Annotated in this window: 17 protein-coding genes and 1 pseudogene; 11 read left to right on the top strand and 7 right to left on the bottom strand. The window is 69.9% G+C overall.

What is annotated here, in order from left to right:
• Positions 1-11 precede the first annotated feature (11 nt).
• Genes H6900_15585 through H6900_15575 form a run of 3 tightly spaced genes read left to right on the top strand, consistent with a single transcriptional unit; the run spans position 12 to position 2,097 of the window.
• Entirely contained in the window at positions 12-824 is an 813-nt protein-coding gene (locus tag H6900_15585) for a pyrroline-5-carboxylate reductase (protein ID MCC0074703.1), read from the top strand.
• Positions 821-1,153, top strand: a complete 333-nt coding sequence (locus tag H6900_15580) for a tRNA-binding protein (GenBank protein ID MCC0074702.1) — start codon at positions 821-823, stop codon at positions 1,151-1,153. The genes H6900_15585 and H6900_15580 overlap by 4 nt, the downstream gene beginning before the upstream one ends.
• A complete protein-coding gene (locus H6900_15575; protein ID MCC0074701.1) occupies positions 1,153-2,097 on the top strand; it encodes a D-glycerate dehydrogenase in 945 nt (314 codons plus the stop codon). Before H6900_15580 ends, H6900_15575 begins: the two co-directional genes overlap by 1 nt.
• A gap of 138 nt (positions 2,098-2,235) precedes the next feature.
• Here the strand turns inward: H6900_15575 and H6900_15570 are convergent.
• Positions 2,236-2,857, bottom strand: a pseudogene (locus tag H6900_15570) (GcrA cell cycle regulator).
• A 226-nt stretch (positions 2,858-3,083) separates the two neighbouring features.
• Between H6900_15570 and H6900_15565 the strand changes: the two are divergent.
• Both H6900_15565 and H6900_15560 read left to right on the top strand, forming a co-directional pair.
• A complete protein-coding gene (locus H6900_15565; protein ID MCC0074700.1) occupies positions 3,084-3,869 on the top strand; it encodes an ABC transporter permease in 786 nt (261 codons plus the stop codon).
• 117 nt (positions 3,870-3,986) lie between these two features.
• Positions 3,987-4,409 carry a cytochrome C gene (locus tag H6900_15560; protein MCC0074699.1) on the top strand — a complete coding sequence of 141 codons (423 nt, stop codon included), beginning with the start codon at positions 3,987-3,989 and terminating at the stop codon, positions 4,407-4,409.
• Positions 4,410-4,588: 179 nt separating this feature from the next.
• On the opposite strand, the gene H6900_15555 is transcribed toward H6900_15560, so the two are convergent.
• Entirely contained in the window at positions 4,589-6,040 is a 1,452-nt protein-coding gene (locus H6900_15555; protein MCC0074698.1) for an NCS1 family nucleobase:cation symporter-1, read from the bottom strand.
• A gap of 150 nt (positions 6,041-6,190) precedes the next feature.
• Here H6900_15555 and H6900_15550 point away from each other — a divergent pair, with 150 nt between their 5' ends.
• Positions 6,191-6,865: a GntR family transcriptional regulator gene (locus H6900_15550; GenBank protein MCC0074697.1), complete on the top strand. Its 675-nt coding sequence runs from the start codon at positions 6,191-6,193 to the stop codon at positions 6,863-6,865.
• A gap of 1 nt (position 6,866) precedes the next feature.
• Here the strand turns inward: H6900_15550 and H6900_15545 are convergent, their stop codons facing one another.
• From H6900_15545 to rpiA, 3 genes are all read right to left on the bottom strand, one after another.
• Positions 6,867-7,304 (bottom strand): MmcB family DNA repair protein, encoded by a 438-nt coding sequence (locus tag H6900_15545; protein MCC0074696.1) that lies wholly within the window; start codon positions 7,302-7,304, stop codon positions 6,867-6,869.
• 295 nt (positions 7,305-7,599) lie between these two features.
• Positions 7,600-7,905, bottom strand: a complete 306-nt coding sequence (locus tag H6900_15540) for a hypothetical protein (protein MCC0074695.1) — start codon at positions 7,903-7,905, stop codon at positions 7,600-7,602.
• 107 nt (positions 7,906-8,012) lie between these two features.
• Complete coding sequence (gene rpiA, locus H6900_15535) at positions 8,013-8,795, bottom strand: ribose-5-phosphate isomerase RpiA (protein ID MCC0074694.1); 783 nt, start codon at positions 8,793-8,795, stop codon at positions 8,013-8,015.
• A gap of 242 nt (positions 8,796-9,037) precedes the next feature.
• Here rpiA and H6900_15530 point away from each other — a divergent pair, with 242 nt between their 5' ends.
• Positions 9,038-9,748, top strand: a complete 711-nt coding sequence (locus H6900_15530) for a glutathione S-transferase family protein (GenBank protein ID MCC0074693.1) — start codon at positions 9,038-9,040, stop codon at positions 9,746-9,748.
• Between the two features lie 72 nt (positions 9,749-9,820).
• Here the strand turns inward: H6900_15530 and truA are convergent, their stop codons facing one another.
• Positions 9,821-10,591: a tRNA pseudouridine(38-40) synthase TruA gene (gene truA, locus H6900_15525; GenBank protein ID MCC0074692.1), complete on the bottom strand. Its 771-nt coding sequence runs from the start codon at positions 10,589-10,591 to the stop codon at positions 9,821-9,823.
• Between the two features lie 40 nt (positions 10,592-10,631).
• A complete protein-coding gene (locus tag H6900_15520) occupies positions 10,632-11,456 on the bottom strand; it encodes an SDR family NAD(P)-dependent oxidoreductase (GenBank protein MCC0074691.1) in 825 nt (274 codons plus the stop codon).
• 119 nt (positions 11,457-11,575) lie between these two features.
• On the opposite strand from H6900_15520, the gene H6900_15515 reads away from it, so the two are divergent.
• The 4 genes from H6900_15515 (at position 11,576) to H6900_15500 (ending at position 16,049) form a co-directional block, all read left to right on the top strand.
• A complete protein-coding gene (locus H6900_15515; protein MCC0074690.1) occupies positions 11,576-12,991 on the top strand; it encodes a YcjX family protein in 1,416 nt (471 codons plus the stop codon).
• 22 nt (positions 12,992-13,013) lie between these two features.
• Entirely contained in the window at positions 13,014-13,967 is a 954-nt protein-coding gene (locus H6900_15510) for a DUF697 domain-containing protein (protein ID MCC0074689.1), read from the top strand.
• Positions 13,968-14,096: 129 nt separating this feature from the next.
• Positions 14,097-15,395: a DUF3422 domain-containing protein gene (locus H6900_15505; protein ID MCC0074688.1), complete on the top strand. Its 1,299-nt coding sequence runs from the start codon at positions 14,097-14,099 to the stop codon at positions 15,393-15,395.
• Positions 15,396-15,449: 54 nt separating this feature from the next.
• Entirely contained in the window at positions 15,450-16,049 is a 600-nt protein-coding gene (locus tag H6900_15500) for an HAD family phosphatase (GenBank protein MCC0074687.1), read from the top strand.
• Positions 16,050-16,097: the final 48 nt, after the last annotated feature.

The following is a 16,097-nucleotide window of genomic DNA, read 5'->3' as shown; positions in this document are numbered from 1 at the left end:
GGGATTGCGGAATGGACATGCGCGACATCGCCCAGCGGGGGATTGTGCTGCTGGGCTGCGGCAAGATGGGCTCGGCCCTGCTCGAGGGCTGGCTGAAAACGGGGCTTCCGGTGGCGTCGGTGCATGTTCTCGAACCTGCGCCGTCGGACTGGTTGAAAGCGACCGGCGTGCATCTGAACGGCCCGCTGCCGGCGACGCCGGCCATGGCGCTGTTGGCGGTGAAGCCGCAGATGATGGGCGCGGCATTGCCCAGGCTACAGGCGCTGGGGGGCGGGGGCACGGTCTTTGTGTCGATCGCCGCGGGCACGTCCTTGCAAGCCATCGAAGACGCGCTTGGCGTGGGCACGCCCGTGGTGCGGGTCATGCCCAATACGCCAGCCGCCGTCGGGCGCGGGATCTCGGCGCTGATCGGCAATGCGCGGGTCAGCCCGGACGCGCTGGCGCTGGCGCAGCAATTGATGGCCGCCGTGGGCGAGACCGTGCTGCTGGACTCCGAATCGCAGATGGATGCGGTGACCGCGGTGTCGGGCTCGGGTCCCGCCTATGTGTTCCACCTGATCGAGGCCCTGGCCGCCGCCGGCGTCGCGCAGGGCCTGCCCGAGGAGATGGCCACGCGGCTGGCGAGGGCGACGGTCTGCGGGGCCGGCGAACTGGCGCACCAATCGCCGGAAAGCGCCGCCCAGCTCAGGATCAACGTCACCTCGCCGGGCGGCACCACCGCGGCTGCGCTGGGCGTGCTGATGAACGAAACCGACGGGTTCGCGCCCCTGCTGGCCCGGGCGGTGCAGGCCGCCGCCGACCGCTCGCGGGAGCTGGGGCAATGATTTCCTTCGACGATTTCCTCAAGGTCGATATCCGCGCCGGCACCGTGATCGCGGTCGACGACTTCCCCCAGGCGCGCAAACCCGCCTGGAAGCTGACCGTCGATTTCGGCCCCGAAGTCGGCGTCAAACGCTCGTCCGCGCAGATCACCGCGCATTACGGCAAGGACGATCTTCTGGGCCGTCAGGTGCTGGCCGTGGTCAACTTTCCGCCGCGCCAGATCGGCCCTTTCCTGTCCGAAGTTCTGGTGCTGGGCCTGCACGATGCCGCCGACGCGGTGGTGGTGATCGGGCCCGAGCGCGCGGTGCCGAACGGCGCGCGGATGTGCTGATGCGGCTCTTCATCGCGCGCCCTCTGCCCGATGCCGTGCTCGACGCCGCCCGCGCGGCCTTCGACGTCACGGTGCGCCCTTCGAACGCACCGATGAGCGATGCCGAAATGATCGCCGCGCTGACCGGCTACGATGTGGTGCTGCCGACGCTGGGCGACCGGTTCCAGGCCCCGATCTTTGCCGCCTGCACGCCCCGGGCGCGCCTGCTGGCCAATTTCGGCGTAGGCTACAACCACATCGACGTGGCGGCAGCGCGGGCGGCGGGGCTTCAGGTCACGAACACCCCGGGCGCGGTGACCGACGCGACCGCCGACATCGCCCTTGCGCTGATGCTGATGAGCGCCCGCCGCGCGGCCGAGGGCGAGCGCCTCGTGCGCTCGGGCCGGTGGGAGGGCTGGCACCCCACCCAGATGCTGGGCCTGCACCTGACGGGCAAGACGCTGGGGATCGTCGGCATGGGGCGGATCGGGCAGGCGATCGCCAGGAGGGCGCATTTCGGCTTCGACATGCGCGTGCTCTACCACACCCGCAGCCCGCGCGCGGTGCCTGGCGCGCAGCCCGTGGACAGCCTGCTGGCGCTGATGGACCAGTCGGACGTGGTGGTGGTCGCGGTGCCCGCCGCACCCTCGACCCACCATCTGATCGGCGCGCGGGAACTGGCGGCAATGCGGCCTCACGCGCATCTGGTCAACATCGCGCGCGGCGATATCGTGGACGAAGCGGCGCTGATCGCCGCGCTTCGGGAACGGCGCATCGCCGGAGCCGGGCTCGACGTCTACGAATTCGAACCCCGTGTCCCCGAGGCCCTGCGCCAACTCGACAATGTCACGCTTCTGCCCCACCTCGGCACGGCGGCGCTCGAGGTCCGCACGCAGATGGGCCTCATGGCGGTGGCCAACGCGCGCGCCTTCCAACGCGGCGAGCCGCTGCCGAACCCGGTCTGACCGGCGCCTGACAGACCCCCTCTTTGTGCCGGAAATATCCTCGGGGGTATCCAAAGGGGGTGGAAAACCCCCTTTGGCGAGGGGGTCCGGGGGGCGAGCAGCCCCCCGGCGCCTGCGGTTCCGCGTCCCGCGCCGCGCCTAGCGCCGGCGGTCGCGGCGCGCTTGCATCGGCTGGAACGCCACCGACACATGCGCCTCGCAATAGGGTTTTCCGGGCGCCGAGGGCAGTCCGCAGAACCAGAATTCCTCGGTCGCGGGGTCGCCGATCGGCCATTTGCAGGTCCGCTCGGTCAGTTCCATCAGCGTCAGCTTGCGCGCGGTCTTCTCGACCTCGCGCACCGTGGCCAGGGTTTCGGGCGAGATCTCGTTGGCCGAAGGTTGCGGCGGCAGCGGCTGTCCGGCGGGCACGATCGGGCGGCGGCCGGGCACCGGGGCGGGGGCGGTGGCCGGGGCGCGGCGCGCGCGGGCGGCTCGACGGGGCGGCAGGTTCGGCGGCCGGCGCGGGCTCGGGTTGCGGCGCGGGCGCGCGCGCGGCCGGTTCCAGGGTGGACGCGGGTGCCGCGTCCGGCGCCGGGGCGCTGGCGGCGGGTTCGGGGTCCGAGGCGCTGTCGCTGGTGCGGCTCGACAGGCCCAGCCGGTGGACCTTGCCGATCACCGCGTTGCGGGTGACCGAGCCCAGTTCCTTGGCGATCTGCGAGGCGGATTTGCCCTCGGCCCACATCTTCTTGAGCAATTCGACCCGTTCATCGGTCCAGGACATCGGTTGCGCTCCGCGAGAAACTGCATGAAAACGGCCCGTCGATACGGGCCTTGGCGTCGATCGCCCCTATTCTATCGGGGAGTGGGTGAGATACAAGCAGCCCGCGTCGAACGCAATGCCCTGAACCCCGCCCGATCCGTCCGCGCCCCGTCCGCGCCCCTGACCAAGGAAACCCGCCATGACCCGTTCCCCCGTCCCGGCCGCATCCCTGACCGAGCTGCGCGCCATGGGCGCACGCCGTTTCGGCCGGATGAACTGGGTCGGCATGGCGACGCTCGCGCGGCGCGAAGTGAAACGGTTCCTTGCCGTCTGGCAGCAGACCGTCGCCGCGCCGCTGGTCACCGCGGGGCTGTTCATCGGCATCTTCTCGCTGGCGATGGGGGGCAACCGCGCGCCGGTCATGGGGGTGCCCTTTGTCGCCTTTCTGGCGCCCGGTATCCTGATGATGTCGGTGATCCAGAACGCTTTTGCCAACACCTCGTCGTCGCTGGTCGGGGCAAAGGTCATGGGCAACATCGTGGACACGCTGATGCCGCCGCTGTCCCCGGCCGAGATCGTTACGGGCTACCTGGCCGGCGGCATCGCGCGCGGGTTGCTTGTCGCGGCGGTGATCGTGCTGGCGGTCGGCCTGGCGCTGGGGCTGTGGCCGGCCCATCCGCTGTGGTTGCTGGCGATCACGGTGATCGGCGGCGCGATGCTGGGCGCGCTGGGGATCGCCGCCGGCATCCTGGCGGCCAAGTTCGACCAGATCGCTGCCGTCACCAATTTCATCGTCACGCCGCTGTCGTTCCTGTCGGGGACGTTCTATTCCACCGCCGCGATGCCGCCCGTCATGGCGACGCTCAGCCATCTGAACCCGATCTTCTACCTGATCGACGGCGCGCGCTTTGCCTATCTGGGTCAATCCGACGCGGCGCCCGCCCTGGGGCTGGCGGTGACTGCGGGTGTCGCGTTGGCCTTGTCGGTTCTGTGCTGGGCGTGGATCAAAAGCGGATTCCGGCTCAAGCCGTGACATCCGTGTGACAAATCGTTGCATTCCCTAGACCTGCCCGGGGGCCATGGCCTATATAGGGCGGGCACAGAGTCCTGCGAGGCATCGCTGCCCCGCGCAGCCGGAGTGAGTATCGTCATGATGAAAATCGTTGCCCTGTCCGCCGTTGCGGCCGTTTCGCTGGGGGCTTCGGCCACCACCGCCTTCGCCGGCGATGCCGCGGCCGGGGAGGCCCTGTGGCGCAACTGCCGGAGCTGCCATTCCATCACCGCCCCCGACGGGACCGTGATCCAGCGCGGCGGCCGCACCGGGCCCAACCTCTACGGCCTGTCGGGACGCGCCGTCGGCTCGCAGGACGGGTTCCGCTACAGCCAGCTGATGCAGGATTACGCCGCCACCGGCGCGGTCTGGACCGAAGACCTGTTCACCCAGTATGTCGCCGATCCCAACGCGTTCCTGCACGCGCAACTCGGTATCGACAGCGGGCGCGCGGGGATGAACTTCCGCCTCGCCTCGGGGGCCGAGGACATGTGGGCCTATCTGGAAAGCGTCTCGAACTGATCGCGGCGCCCCTGCGCCCCTGACGCCCCCGACGCCCCACCCGACCCGGTGGGGCGTCTTGCGTTTCGGGTCCCGGCCACCTCGCCACGCGCGCCACGCGGGCGATGCAAAAAGGCCCCCACGTCGGACGCGGGGGCCAGGCCAGGGGGCCAGGGAAAGGCGCGGCCCCCCCGGATCGCTCAGCCCTGGGGCTGCGCCGCGCGGCGCATGAAGATGACGTGCAGCAGGCCGCCCAGCACCGCGCCGATCACCCAGCCAAAGCCCGACAGGGCCCCAAGCGCCGGAACCCACACCGTCGCCAGCGAGAAGATCGCCGCCAGCGCAAAGGCGCCGATCGCCGCCTTGTTCCAGCCGTTGGCATAGTGATAGGCCCCCTCGGGGCTGGCCGAGAACAGGTCCTGCACGTTCAGCTTTCCGCGGCGCACCAGGTAGTAGTCCGCCACCAGGATGCCATAGAGCGGTGCCAGCGTCGCGCCCAGCGTATCGACGAACTTGGCGATGCCGATCTGCGAGATGACCGAAACCCACAGGGCGCCGATGACAAAGGCGATGACCGCCGCGATGATGCCGCCGCTGCGCGCGCTGATCCGCGACGGCGCAAGGTTCGCCATGTCATAGGCCGCCGGGATGAAGTTGGCGACCAGGTTGATGCCGACGGTCGCGGCAAAGAAGGTCAGCGCGGCGATCACCGTCAGGCCCAGATTGTCCACCCGAGCGACGATGTCGGCCGGGTTGGTCAGCTTTTCCCCGAACAGCACCACCGTGCCGGCCGTGATGAACAGCGCAATGAACGAGAAGAAGGCCATCGACACCGGCAGCCCCCAGAAGTTGCCGCGCCGCATCTGACCCTCGGTCTGCACGAAGCGGGCGAAGTCGCCGAAGTTGATGACCACCGCCGCGAAATAGGCGATCATCGTGCCGACGATGGCGATGAAGGCCATGACCGGGCCGCGCGTCGCTTCCGCTTCGTTGGCTTGAAAGATGTTGCCGATCTCGGTGAACAGGCCGTTGCCCGCTTTCCACCAGATCATCAGCGCCAGCGCGATCATCACCGCGTAGACGAAGGGCCCGGCCCAGTTCAGGAACTTGCCGACCCATTCGATGCCCATCATGAACAGGCCGATCTGGAACAGCGCCACCAGCACATACGAGATCCAGTCGATTCCCGTCATGCCCAGAACGGTCGCGCCATCGCCCGAAAGCCCCAGCAGCGACGACAGCATCAGCGACACCGCGGTCGAGGCGAAATAGGTCTGCGCGCCATACCAGAAGATCGCGACGATGCCCCGGATCGTGGCCGGAAACCGTGCGCCCGTTACCCCCATCGACGCCCGCGCCATGACCGCATAGGGGACCCCGTAGCGCACCGAAGGGCGCCCGGTCAGGTTCACCAGGATCATCACGAACACGCCCGACAGCACGATCGCCGCCAGCGTCCACCAGCCGTTCAGGCCGTAGGATATGAACAACGAGGCCGCCAGCGTGTAGCCGAACAGGCTCTGGATGTCGTTGTTCCAGACGTTGAAGATCTCGAAACTGCCCCATTTGCGCCGGTCGTGCGGTATGGGGGCAAGGTCTTCGTTGTAGAGCGCGCGATCGTGCGCCGCGACAGTCAGGTCCTCGTGGGCCATGCGAAGGGATCTCCCGTGTTGGTCTGTGTCCGCTTTGTGATCTTGAGCGCGGATATCTGACATGTTACATAGAATGCCAGGTGATGTTTATTCAGGAATTTCAGGAAACATTTGTCTGGGTTTCCTGATAATCGACCCGCAGGAGGGTGCATGAACCGGATCGAGCCTTTGCAGGCCCTGGCGGCGGATCAGGCCCACGCGCGCTTTGTCGCCGCGCTGCGCACCGGGCGCCTGCCGTCGAGTTCCTTCTTTTCCATGTCGGACCTGATCGCGATCCTGGGCTTTCCGCTCGCCTCGGTGCGCGAGGCCGTCAAACGGGCCGAGGCGCTGGGTTTCGTCGAGATTCTGCCAAAGCGGGGTGTGCGGGTGATGGATGCGGGCAGCGACCGGACGCGCGCCTGTCTGGACCTGCGCGCGGTGCTGGACAGCGAGGGCGCGCGCCGCCTGATCGCGCGGGGGGGCGGGCCGGCGTTGGCGGCGCTGCGCCGCGACCACGAGGCGTTGCTGGCCTGCGTCGCCAACGGCACCGGAGCGGGGCCGGATCAACCCTTGTCCGCGCGCGCCATCGCGGTGGATCTCAGCCTGCACGACCTCCTGGCCGAGGCATTGGACAATCCGCTGCTGCAAGACAGCTACGAGGCCAACCGGACCCGGGTGGCGATCATCCAGCGCACGCGCCCCTTCCTGGCCGACCGGATCGCCTCGGCCATGCAGGAACACCTGGTCATCCTGGATGCGCTGGATTCGGGCGATGCCGTGGCGGCCGTGGCCGGTATCGACCACCATTTCCGCCAGACCCTGCGCTGGTGGGGCGTCAGCGACTGACCTAGGGGCGCGGGTCGCGCATCGCGTGATGCCTGAGCGCGGCCATCCGTGCAAAGCGCAGCGTCAGGGCCTTGCGCCGTGCGGCGGCCAGCGGCCGGTCGGGGGCCATGGCGACGATCTCGCCGAACCAGTCGTCGGCGCGGATCAGCCCGGCCACGTCGCGCGGCAGGATATCGACCGGGAAATCCGCCGGCACCGCCCAGAAATAGCGGTCGCACCATTCCAGATAGCCTTGCCATTTGCGGTCCGACTGAAAATCCGCGCGCGAGGATTTGCATTCGACGATCCAGATTTCGCCGCCTGGACCCAGAGCCATCACATCGGCCCTGAGTCCAGGGCGCGGCGCCACCTCGTCGAGGGTGGCGAAATCGTGGCTGCGCAGCAGGCGGGCAACGCCGCGCGTCAGCCGTTGACCGGGCAGAAGCAGATCGTCGGGCATGGCGCCGAGGTTAACGGATGTTCCCGCTTTGGTCCAGTGCCTGCGCCCCCTTGAAGCGCGGCCTTCCGAAGCCTAGAGTATGAGGCGGCGGGTTCTGCTCTTCACGTGGACGGCACTTTTCCAGTGGCCGATAAGCATTTCCGAGGGAGCTGGCTCTGTCAGGGTCCTGGCCCTGGTATCTGGCGCCCACCTGATTCGTCAGGCTCTCGGGAAAATCAGCCCGAAACGGTCGCTGCGGGCCCGCCACCCAATCCCCCGACGCCGGGACCCCAGGCCCGGTTTCACCGCCCGGCTTTCAACGCCCGGCAGAGACGCGCACCCGCGCGGGCTGGCGCGTGGCCACCGGCGCGCGGTGCCCGCCCTTCGGCCCCTTGTCGTCGGGGTCGGCCATGCGCATGATGGTGATGGCGAATTGCACGCCGGCGAACACCAACCCGTTGAAGAAGAACAGCATGAAGGCGGCAATGAACCCGCCCTGCGTCGCCATCATCAGGCTGCGCAGATGGGCCACGTCGAACCCCAGAAGCAACCCGACGAACACCCCCGACAGGCCAAAGCCGATGGCAACCTGCCGCATATACAGCCGCACCAGCCGGGGCAGGCGCGGGTCCTGGTCGGGGTCGGGCAGCGTGGCAGACATGGGAACCTCCGGTGTTGGACCCAGAATAGGCCATCGGCGCGCGATTTCCACCGGCAAGCTGTCGCAGGTCAGAGATCGCGAAAAATGTTGTCGGTTTCCTCGAAGATGATGCGCTCGTTCTCGACGGTGCCCTCGGTCAGGTCCCGAAATTCGACCCGGCCGTCGGCGTAGCCGATCACCACCGCGTCGCAGATGTCGATGAACAGGCCGTTCTCGATCACGCCGGGCACCTGATTCAGCGCCAGCGACAATTGCCGGGGGTTGCCGATCCGGCCCAGGCCCAGGTCCAGGATGACATTGCCCTCGTCGGTGACAAAGGGCCGTTCGCCGTTCATTCTGAGCGTGGCGTTGGTGCCCATGACGTCCATCGCGTTCAGCAATTCCTCGATCAGCATCCGGCTGGCCTGCCAGCCAAAGGGGATCACCTCGACCGGCAGCGGGAAATGGCCCAGCGTCTTCACCTCCTTCGAGGCGTCGGTGATGACCACCATCCGGTCCGAGGCCGTCGCGACGATCTTTTCGCGCAGCAGCGCCCCGCCGCCGCCCTTGATGAGCGTGAGGTCGGCGTCGAATTCGTCGGTGCCGTCGATGGTCAGGTCCAGCCAACCGGCCTCGTCCAGCGGCAGCACCTTGAGGCCCAGCTCCTGCCCCAGTTCCGCCGTCCGCCGCGAGGTCGCGGCGCAGGTCAGCCGCAGGTTCTCCTCGCGCACCCGCTCGGCCAGCGCGCGCACCATCCAGGCGGCGGTCGATCCGGTGCCGAGGCCCAGCTTCATGCCGTCCTCGACCAGATCGACGGCCCGGCGGGCGGCGGCAAATTTCGCGCGGTCGATGGGGGTGAGTTGCAGGACCATTTCAGGCGCTCCGGCTGGGGATGCCCCGGTTATAGCAGGTCCGCGCGTCTCTCATAGGGGCTGGCGCGGATTTTCGCCCGAAACGGGAATTGACAGCGATACCTCCCCTCCGCGAGGGTGGCGGCACCCCGACGCCCCAGGATCGTGATGCCCCGCGCCCTCGCCGAATTCGCCGCCCCCAGCCCGCCCGAAATGGCGATGTCCGCCGCCGCCGTCACCGGCATCCTCCGTCGCGAGGAGGGCTGACTTTGTATACCCTGCACTACGCCCCCGACAACGCCTCGCTCGTCGTGCGCCTCGCGCTCGAGGAACTGGGCCTGACCTATCGCACGGAACTGGTGGACCGCAGCATCCGCCAGCAGAAAAGCGCGGCCTTTCTCAGGCTGAACCCCGCGGGGCTGATCCCGGTGCTGGAAACGCCGCAGGGCCCGCTGTCGGAAACCGCCGCGATCCTGCTGTGGCTGACGGAAACCCATGGCGCGCCGCCCTCGGGCCGACCGCTGGCGCCCCCGCCCGGCGATCCCGCGCGCGGGCCGGTCCTGAAATGGCTGTTCTGGCTGTCGAATTCCCTGCACGCCGATCTGCGGATCGTCTTTTATCCGCAGCAATACGTCGGCCCGGACATCGACGCGATGGAGGCCCTGCACGCGGGCGTGACGCGGCGCCTCGCGGGGCATTACACCCTGCTCGAAGCTCTCGTGGGCCAACCCTGGTTCGGCGGCGCGGATCCGACAATCCTGGACCTCTATGCCGCCGTGACGATGCGCTGGGCGGCGCTCTATGCCCCCATGGGCGCCTGGTTCACGGCCGCTGACTACCCGGGGCTCAAGGCCCTGGTGCAAAGGCTGGAAACCCGTCCCTCGGTCCAGGCCGCGATCCGGGCCGAGGGGCTGGGCGCCACCCCTTTCAGCGCGCCCAAACCCTGCCAGCCGCCCGAGGGCACCGCGCTCTGAACGGCCCGGAACCGCCCCCTTCTTTGTGCCCCAAATATCCCGGGGGGTCTGGGGGGCTGGCCCCCCAGCCTCTCAACCCGCGAACGGGTCCTCGGGGTATCCCACGCCTGTCAGGCACAACCCCTGCGGCGGGCAGACCGGCCCGCAGGCGGCGCGGTCGCGGGCGGCCAGCGCCTCGGCCACGCGGCCGGGAGGCCAGGCGCCGGCGCCGACCCGTTCCAGCGTGCCGACGATCGAACGCACCTGGTTGTGCAGGAAGCTGCGCGCGCGCAGGTGGAACCGGATTTCGACCCCGGCGGGATAGGGCACCGCGTCCAGGGTGATCTCGTCCAGCGACTTCACCGGCGATCTGGCCTGGCACAGGCTGGCGCGGAACGTCGTGAAATCATGCGTGCCGATCAGCGCCCGGGCGCCCGCGCGCATCGCCGCCACATCGAGCGGATGGCGCACTTGCCAGACCTGGCCTGCGTCCTGCACCACCGGGGCGCGCCGGGCCACCAGCCGGAAGGTATAGCGCCGCTCGATGGCGGAAAAGCGCGCGTGGAAATCCTCGGTCACGCGGGCGCAGGCGGTCAGCGCGACGGGCAGGGGCTTCAGATGGTGGTTCACCGCCTCCATCAGCCGCTCGGGCGCCCAGTCGCGGGTCAGATCGGCATGGGCGACCTGGCCCGTGGCATGGACGCCGGTATCGGTGCGCCCGGCGGCGGCGATGCGGGGCTCGGCCGGCTCGACCCGCGCAAGCGCCTCTTCGATGGCCTGCTGGACCGAGGGTTGGCTGTCCTGGCGTTGCCAGCCGTTGAACGGCGTTCCCAGGTATTCGACGCGAAAGGCGAAGCGGGGCATGGCGGGTCCTGTGGTGGCGGGGTCCGGGGGCCTTGCCCCTTCACCCCCCGGCGTGTGGGTCGCGCGAGGCGAGCGCGCTCAACCCCTCGCGGTAGGTGGGATAGTCCAGCCGGACGCCCAGCGCGTCGAGATGGCGCGACCTGAGGCGCTTGTTCTCCGCCCAGAAGCTTTGCGCGGTCGGTGACAGGCGGGCCTCGGCATAGGGGATTTCGGGGGGTGGGGGCAGGCCCAGCAGGCGCGCGGCATAGGTCGTGACATCGGCGGGCGGGGCGGGTTCGTGATCCGACACGATCAGCGGGCCGTCGAACCGGACCCGGGCGGCGGCGGCGGCGATCCGGCCCAGATCGTCCACATGGATGCGGTTGAAGACCTGCCCGGGCCGCGTCACCCGCTGGGCGCGTCCGGCCTTGATCGCATCCAGCGCCGAGCGGCCGGGCCCGTAGATACCGGCGATGCGCAGCCGCGCCAGCGGCAGGCCGCGCGTTCGGGCAAAGCCCTCCCAGGCCCGTTCGGCGGCATGGCGCGCGCGGCCCCTCTCGGTCGTCGGCGCGTCGGGGGCGGTTTCGTCGATCCAGGCACCGGCGGTGTCGCCATAGAGGCTCGAGGCCGAGGCATAGCCGATCCAGCGCAAGTGCGGTGCGGGCAGGTCGGCGATCACCGGCAGCACCGGGTCGCCGTCGGGCCCTGGCGGCACCCAGGACAGCAGATGCGTGGCCTCGGCCATGGCGCGGGCGGCATCCTGGGGCCAGCGCACCGCCGCGCCGGGCTGGCGCGAGGTGCCCAGCACCCGCCAGCCGTCCGGCAACGCGGTCTCGGTCGCGCGGCCGGCATAGCCGTGGCCGATGGAAAGCAGAACATCCGTCATGCCCCGCACCTAAGGCCGCGCGGGGGGATTGGGCAAGCCCTTGCCCTTCAAATTGCGCCCGGCGATGCCTATTGTCTTGGCGAACCCCCGGCGCAACCGAACGGAGCCCGCCCACCGTCATGCCCTCACTGACCGGACGCCTCGTGCAGTCGATCGAAGCCGTGGGCGACACGGTGTCCGAGGCGTTCTTCGAGCCGGTGGTGCGGCTGGGGGTGACCGGGCTCAGCCGTGCGGGCAAGACGGTGTTCATTACCGCGCTGGTGCAGAACCTGATGGAGCCGGGGCGCATGCAGCGGATGCGCGCCGTTCAGGCCGGGCACATCCATGGCGTCTGGTTGCAGCCGCAGCCCGACATGACACTGCCGCGGTTCGACTATGAATCGCATCTGGCGGCGCTGACGGGCGACGCGCCACGCTGGCCTGACGGCACCCGCGCGGTCAGCGAGCTCAGACTCAGCTTCCGGCTGGCGCCGACGGGCCTGCTTGCGGGCCTCACCGGGCTGGGGGGACCGCGCAAGCTGCACCTCGACATCGTGGATTATCCCGGCGAATGGCTGCTGGACCTGGGCCTGATGGGCAAGAGCTATGCCGACTGGTCGGCCGAGCTGCTGGCCCGCCTGCCCAGCCGCGACCAGGCCGGGCCTTTCCTGGCGCTGCTCGACGGCACCGACCCGCAGCGCGCGCATGACGAAAGCGTGGCGCAGGACCTGGCGCGAAGCTTCACCGCCTACCTGACCGAGGCCCGCGCCGCCGGCTGGTCCGATTGCTCGCCCGGGCGGTTCCTGCTGCCGGGCGACCTGGCCGGATCGCCCGTCCTGACCTTTGCGCCCCTGCCCGGTGCCGAGGGCCGGCGCGGCAGCCTGTGGCGCGAGATGGCGCGCCGCTTTGACGGCTACAAGGCGCAGGTCGTCCGCCCCTTCTTCGAGGCCCATTTTGCCCGCATCGACCGGCAGGTCGTGCTGATCGACGTGCTCGAGGCGGTGCATCAGGGCCCGGCCGCGCTGGAAGATCAGCGCCGCGCCATGGCCGAGGTGTTGCAGGCCTTTCGCCCCGGGGCGAACGGGTTCTTCTCGTCGCTACTGAGGGGGCGGCGGGTCGAGAAGATCCTGTTCGCCGCGACCAAGGCCGACCACCTGCACCACACCCAACACCCCCGCCTGACCGCCCTGGTCGAGGCGATGCTGCGCGAGGCGCGCGACCGCGCCCGCTTTTCGGGCGCCGAGACCGCCGCGTTGTCGCTGGCCGCGCTGCGCGCCACGGTCGAGGAAACCCGCGACTACAGCGGCCGTGCGGTCGATGTGGTGCGCGGGCGGCTGATGGACGGCCGGCAAGCCGCGGTCAATGCGGGCGAACTGCCCGAGGACCCGGCGCGTCTGCTGGCCCCCGCCCGCGACGGGGCCGGGCGCTGGTTGCAAGGCGATTACGGCGTGATGCATTTCGCGCCCCCGGTGCTGAACCGCATCCCGGGGCAGGGCCTGCCGCATATCCGTCTGGACGCGGCGGCGGAATTCCTGATCGGCGACAAGCTGGTCTGAGTGTGGCTGATATGAGGTCGGCATGACGAACCACGGGCCCTTGGTGATCGAGATCGACGACGAACCCGCGCCCGACGTCGCCGCCGCGCCCGAGATCGACAGGCCCGAAGGGCAGGCGATGCAGCGCGCCGTGGCGGGGCTGGCGCGCGCGCCGTCGGGCGGCGGGCCGGGGCGCTGGGTGCTCTGGGCGGGCTCGGGGCTGGTGTCGCTGGTGCTGGGCGTCGCGGCCTGGGATTTCGCCGCCCGGCTCATCGCGCGCGTGCCGGTGCTGGGCTGGCTGGCGGCGGTTCTGGCGGGGGTGCTGGTGCTGGCGCTGATCCTCTGGGCGGGGCGCGAGGCGCTGGGGTATGCGCGCGTCCGCCGCCTGGGCGCGATCCGCGCGCGGGCAGAGGGCGCGCTGGCCCGGGGCGACCTGACCGAGGCCCGCGCGGTCGCGCAGGCGGTCAGCGGGCTTTATGGCGCGCAGGACCCCAGCCTGGACGCTCTGGACCCCGAGGCCGTGCTGGAAACCCTCGAGGCGACGCTTCTGATCGGCCTCGATGCCCGGGTGCAACGGGAAATCGAAGCCGCCGCGCGCCAGGTCGCGATGGCGACGGCGCTGATCCCGCTGGCCTTTGCCGATGTCGCCGCCGCCCTGACCGCCAACCTGCGCATGATCCGCCGGGTCGCCGAACTCTATGGCGGACGGCCCGGGGCCTTTGGCAACTGGCGGCTGGCGCGGGCGGTGGCGGTGCATCTGATGGCGACCGGCCTGGTGGCGGTGGGCGACGACCTGATCGGCTCGCTCGCCGGCGGGGGGCTGCTGTCCAAACTCTCGCGCCGCTTCGGCGAGGGCGTGGTGAACGGCGCCTTGACGGCGCGCGTCGGGCTGGCGGCCATGGACCTGTGCCGGCCGCTGCCGTTCCGCATGGGGCGCCGGCCGGGGGTCAGCGCGGTGACCGGGGCGGCGCTCAAGGGGCTGTTCGACCGGGGGTGAGCGCCTGTTGCGCAAATACAAGGATACCTTTGCACACCGTCCCGCGACCGGGCTTGCGACACTTCGGCGGTTTTTTGTGCGCCCATCCTGCGCTTATGTGTCGAAAACCCCTCAACGCGCGACCCCACCATGCCGCCCATCCAGGACCACCCGCTGCGCTACGCGCTGACGAACGAACTGCACGCCCGCCCCGCGCCGCTGATCCCGGTGCCGGCGACCGCGGTGTTTCTGGCGCTGAAGCCCGCGCAGGACGCGGCGGCGCGCGACCGGGCGCTGGACCGCGCGCATCTCCTGGCCCTGCTGGACCGTCACGGCGCGCCGCATCCCGCCCCCGACGCCAATCACCACGCCGGAATGCTGGGTCGCCACGGCGTCAAATGGGAAAACCACACCGAGGCCACGACCTGGGTCGCCTTTGCCGAAGGGCTGAGCGACCGGCCCTTTGACCCGGCCGGGTTCGACCTGTTTCCCGCCGACTGGCTGGCGGCGGCGCCGGGGGTGCGCGTCACCTCGATCCTGTTCCGCATCGAACCCATGCCCCTGGCGGACGGGGCCTGCGACGAGGCCGCGCTGGGCCGCAAGCTGGACGACTGGTTCGTGGGCGAAAGCCTGGCCGTGGCCCGGGTGCTGGACGGCGCCGCGGTGTTGGCCTCGGATTTCCGCATCGACCCGGCGGGGCATGTGCGCATGGCGGTCTTCGTCCATCCCGACCAGGGCGCGCGGCGGGTCGGCCGCATCGTCCAGCGCCTGTGCGAGATCGAGATGTATCGCGCGCTCTCGATGTTGGGGCTGGCGCGGGCGCGCCTCGTCTCGGGCGAGATGGGCGCGCTGGATCGCCGGTTGGCCGATCTGGTGACCGGCATGGCGCAGGCCGGCAGCCAGGCCGAGTCGGTGCTGGACGACCTGATGGCGGTGTCGGCCGAGCTCGAGCAGCTCGAAATGTCGGCCTCGTTCCGGTTCAGCGCGACACGGGCCTATGCGGCGATCGTGCTGGACCGGATCGCCGTGCTGCGCGAGACGCGCTTTGGCGGCCGGCAGACGCTGGACGAGTTCATGCGCCGCCGCTGGGACCCGGCGATGCGGACCGTGCGCGCCGCCGAGGCCCGCCTGGCGGTGCTGTCCGAACGCGCCATGCGCGCCGGCCGGCTGCTGAGCACCCAGGTCGAGGTCGCGCGCTCGGCGCAGAACCAGACCTTGCTGGCCAGCATGGACCGGCGAGCCGATCTGCAACTCAGGCTGCAACACACGGTCGAGGGGTTGTCGGTGGTGGCGATCAGCTATTATGCCGTGGGGCTGCTGGCCAATGTCGCCCTGCCGCTGGCCGAGCCGCTGGGCCTGGAGAAACCCGGTCTGATGGCACTGCTGACCCCGCTGGTCGTGGGCGGGGTCTGGTTGGCCTTGCGCCGGATCCGGTCGCGGTTGCATTAGGCCGCTCAATGGTCAGACTATTGGAAATGTGACATCCAGCGGGTCGATTCCCCCATGAATCTGGTTTTTGATGTTGGAAATGTATTGATCCGCTGGCGCCCAGAGCGTGCCGTAGCGGCGCATTTCCCCGATCCGGCGCAGGCGCTGGCCTATCTCGACGCCGTCGGGTTTTACGACTGGAACTATCGCCAGGACGGCGGCCGCGGCTTTGCCGAGGGGTTGGCGGCGCTCGAGGCCGCGCATCCCGGGCAAACCGCCCCTCTGGCCGATTACCCGGCCCGCTTCGCCGATACGATCCGCGAGCCGATCGCCGGCACCTGGGCGCTGATCGACCGGCTGTCCGCGACCGGGCACCGACTGTTCGCGATCACCAATTTCGCGGCCTACACCTGGCCCGTGGCGCTGGAATTGCACCCGCGCCTCGGCACCTGTTTCGAGGATACGGTCGTCTCGGGGCACGCGCAGGTGCTGAAACCGGACCCCGCGATCTACCGGCTGCTGCTGGAGCGCAACGCGCTCGATCCGGGGGATTGCCTGTTCATCGACGACAGCCCGGCCAATGTCGCGGGCGCCCGCGCCGTGGGGATGGCCGCGCATCATTTCACCACGTCCCGGGGCCTGGCCGAGGCACTGGCGCAACGCGGTCTTTTGTGATCCTTGCCCCGCCCGCGCGCCCGTGGTCTAGTGCGCGAAGACAGCGAG

It is taken from the genome of Rhodobacter sp. (genome assembly GCA_020637515.1).
Taxonomy (GTDB): domain Bacteria; phylum Pseudomonadota; class Alphaproteobacteria; order Rhodobacterales; family Rhodobacteraceae; genus Pararhodobacter.
Note: the sequence above shows the minus strand (reverse complement) of the source record. Positions and strands in the feature narration are given on the sequence as shown.

Excerpts from the sequence above, each read along its gene's own strand:
- H6900_15575 (MCC0074701.1), top strand. The coding sequence starts at position 1,153 with ATGCGGCTCTTCATCGCGCGCCCTCTGCCCGATGCCGTGCTCGACGCC.
- H6900_15585 (MCC0074703.1), top strand. The coding sequence starts at position 12 with ATGGACATGCGCGACATCGCCCAGCGGGGGATTGTGCTGCTGGGCTGC.
- rpiA (MCC0074694.1), bottom strand. The coding sequence starts at position 8,795 with ATGGTCCTGCAACTCACCCCCATCGACCGCGCGAAATTTGCCGCCGCC.
- H6900_15515 (MCC0074690.1), top strand. The coding sequence starts at position 11,576 with ATGCCCTCACTGACCGGACGCCTCGTGCAGTCGATCGAAGCCGTGGGC.
- H6900_15545 (MCC0074696.1), bottom strand. The coding sequence starts at position 7,304 with ATGCCCGACGATCTGCTTCTGCCCGGTCAACGGCTGACGCGCGGCGTT.
- H6900_15565 (MCC0074700.1), top strand. The coding sequence starts at position 3,084 with ATGGGCGCACGCCGTTTCGGCCGGATGAACTGGGTCGGCATGGCGACG.
- H6900_15510 (MCC0074689.1), top strand. The coding sequence starts at position 13,014 with ATGACGAACCACGGGCCCTTGGTGATCGAGATCGACGACGAACCCGCG.
- H6900_15560 (MCC0074699.1), top strand. The coding sequence starts at position 3,987 with ATGATGAAAATCGTTGCCCTGTCCGCCGTTGCGGCCGTTTCGCTGGGG.
- H6900_15520 (MCC0074691.1), bottom strand. The coding sequence starts at position 11,456 with ATGACGGATGTTCTGCTTTCCATCGGCCACGGCTATGCCGGCCGCGCG.
- H6900_15555 (MCC0074698.1), bottom strand. The coding sequence starts at position 6,040 with ATGGCCCACGAGGACCTGACTGTCGCGGCGCACGATCGCGCGCTCTAC.
- H6900_15500 (MCC0074687.1), top strand. The coding sequence starts at position 15,450 with ATGAATCTGGTTTTTGATGTTGGAAATGTATTGATCCGCTGGCGCCCA.
- truA (MCC0074692.1), bottom strand. The coding sequence starts at position 10,591 with ATGCCCCGCTTCGCCTTTCGCGTCGAATACCTGGGAACGCCGTTCAAC.
- H6900_15505 (MCC0074688.1), top strand. The coding sequence starts at position 14,097 with ATGCCGCCCATCCAGGACCACCCGCTGCGCTACGCGCTGACGAACGAA.
- H6900_15580 (MCC0074702.1), top strand. The coding sequence starts at position 821 with ATGATTTCCTTCGACGATTTCCTCAAGGTCGATATCCGCGCCGGCACC.
- H6900_15550 (MCC0074697.1), top strand. The coding sequence starts at position 6,191 with ATGAACCGGATCGAGCCTTTGCAGGCCCTGGCGGCGGATCAGGCCCAC.